A 1,107-nucleotide genomic window follows, 5' to 3' on the forward strand; every position below is an offset into this window, starting at 1 on the left:
ATTAAAGTCCGAGAATATTTAAGAAAATATAATAAAGAAGAATAAGTCAATTTTTAGCTAAAATGCAAGTAAGCCTGCTCATATCTGAGCAGGCTTTTTTTGTTTATTGTTTTCTCTTTCTCTTAAAAAATATAGATGAAAAATGGGTTGGGCAGTACTAAAATCGGATATTGTTTTTGTAAGAATAATTTCCTCAGCTGTAAATGAGGTTATGCTGTTTTGTTTTTTCGATTTGAAAACTATTTTTATTGTTTAATTTTTTAATACCCCTAAAAATTTAGGGGGTGTGTTGTTTTTTATGTCATTTTAATGTTTGTTTTTGTAGTTTTATCTGTTTTATTTTTGTTTTACCCTTTTAAAAATAGAAAACAACTTAAAATAGTGTTATTGAATTTTCAAAAACAAATATCGATAAATATCAAATATTGATTATTGATGATTTAATTTTTGTAATCCGTAATTCTTCGCCTAAAACGTCAAAAAAGCAGTTTTGAATTATTCTACTCATACAAAAGTTAATAAATTCGCTAATGAAAATGATGATGATTTGAAGGGCGCATGCAAGGTTTTAGAAATGACTTATACTAGTAAATAGATATATAAAAAGATTAACTAACCAGAATCAATTAATAACTAAAAACCAAATTAAAACATGAAAAAAGCATTTCACATTTTAGCCGCGATGTTAACAAGTTCTTTTGCCTTTGCCCAAGAAGAGGAAGCAGTTGCTCCAGCAACCACATGGGGAGGTTCTGCAGATGCGTACTATAAATATGATTTTTCAAAACAGATGAATGGATTAACGAGCTTCACCAACTCACAAAATTCATTCGAGCTAGGAATGGCATCGATTGAAGCAGGTCATACTTTTGGAAAAGCTTCTGTTTTTGTAGACTTAGGTTTCGGAAAAAGAGCAGCAGAATTTTCATATAATGAAACGCCAGATAAAGATGCAAGCGCAAAATTTATGATTAAACAATTATATTTTACATACAATTTGACAGAAGAGTTTAAAGTAGTAGCGGGTAGTTTCGGAACTCATATCGGCTATGAAGTGTTAGATGCGGTAGATAATAAAAACTACAGTATGTCTTATGCGTTTTCTTA

1 protein-coding gene is annotated in these 1,107 nt (G+C 29.6%); it reads left to right on the plus strand.

The features are described 5' to 3' along the window. Positions 1-652 precede the first annotated feature (652 nt). A partial coding sequence (locus B3J44_RS17210) for an outer membrane beta-barrel protein (RefSeq protein ID WP_286969919.1) occupies positions 653-1,107 on the plus strand: 455 nt, incomplete at its 3' end.

The sequence above is a fragment of the Flavobacterium sp. UBA4854 genome (assembly GCF_002399805.1).
Classification (GTDB): domain Bacteria; phylum Bacteroidota; class Bacteroidia; order Flavobacteriales; family Flavobacteriaceae; genus Flavobacterium; species Flavobacterium ginsengisoli.